The organism is Aquipuribacter hungaricus (assembly GCF_037860755.1).
GTDB lineage: Bacteria > Actinomycetota > Actinomycetes > Actinomycetales > JBBAYJ01 > Aquipuribacter > Aquipuribacter hungaricus.
Window position 1 is genome coordinate 1 of sequence record NZ_JBBEOI010000434.1, and the last position, 1,257, is coordinate 1,257.

The following is a 1,257-nucleotide window of genomic DNA, read 5'->3' on the forward strand; positions in this document are numbered from 1 at the left end:
GAGGGCGAGGGCGTGCCGCTGGGCGGGATCGCGCCCGGCCCGGCCCCGGTGCTCGTGGTCGGCGAGCGCGCCGGCCTGCGGGACGGCGCCCTGGTCCGGCTCGCCTCGCCCACCGGCGACGTCCCGCTGCGCGTGGTGGGGTCCGTCGAGGCGTTCCCCGGCGTCGACCCGGACCTGCGCACCGGCATCGTCGCCGCGACCGGGTCGTACCTGCCCCGCCTGCCCAACGGCGACCCCCGCCTGACCACCCTCACCGACGGCCGCGGCGAGGTGTCGAAGGACCTCGACGGCGTCGAGCTGTGGTCGGTGCGCCCGCTCGCGGCGGTCGCCGCCGACCTGCCCGCCGTGGAGTCGACCGCGGCGGCGCTGTCGGACGAGCGGCGGACCCGCACCGCCGGGGAGTCCCTGGGCCGGCCGGCGTTCGTGGCCGTCGCCCTCGTCGAGCCCTACCTGCGCGTGCTCGCCGGCCTCGTCCTCCTCGTCGCGCTGCTCGCGCTGTGCCTGTCGGTGGACCGGGCCACGGCACGGGCCCGGGCCGGCGACCTCGTGCTGGCGCGGGTCGGCCTCGGCCGCGGCGGCACCCGGCGCCTGCTCGTCGTGGAGTCCGTCGTCCTCGTCGTCGCCGGGCTCGCGCTGGGCGCGCTGGGCTGGCTGCTCACCGTGCCGCTCCTGCCGCGCCTGCTCGAGCCCGAGCCGTCGGTCCGCCCCCTGCTCGACCCGGTGGCCGTCCCGCAGGCGGGCGCGGTGCTCGTGGCGGCCGCGATGCTGGCCCTGCTCGCGGCGGTGCTCGTCGTCCGCGCCGGCACCCGCAGCACGTCGGAGGAAGAGGTGCTCCGTGGCCAGGACTAGGGCGGGGGCCACCACGGCCGGCTCGACGACGGCCGCGACGGCCGCGACGGCCGCGACGGCCGCGGCGGCTGCGGCGGCGACGGCGACGGTCTCGGGCCCGACGGCGGGACCGGCCGGGTCCCCGCGTCCCGTCGACGCGGTGCGGTGCGAGGCGGTCACCCGGTTCTACCGCTCGGCCGCTGGCGAGACGCACGCGCTGCGGGGTGTGGACGCGCGGTTCGCGCCCGGGTCGGTGAGCTGCGTCGTGGGCCCGTCGGGCAGCGGCAAGTCCAGCCTGCTCGCGGTGCTGGCCCTGCGCGAGGTGCCCGACGGCGGCCAGGTGTGGCTCGACGGGCGCGCCACCGTGCCGGGCACCGGCGCCGACCGCAGGCGCTGGCGGCGGCGGACGGTGGCGTGGGTGCCGCAGCG

2 protein-coding genes are annotated in these 1,257 nt (G+C 80.0%); both read left to right on the forward strand.

Annotated elements, in window-relative coordinates:
- The coding region (locus tag WCS02_RS20420) for a hypothetical protein (protein WP_340296155.1) at positions 1-849 on the forward strand (849 nt) is incomplete at its 5' end.
- Positions 836-1,257 (forward strand): ATP-binding cassette domain-containing protein (locus tag WCS02_RS20425; RefSeq protein ID WP_340296156.1); only part of this gene is annotated, 422 nt, incomplete at its 3' end. The genes WCS02_RS20420 and WCS02_RS20425, both read left to right, overlap by 14 nt.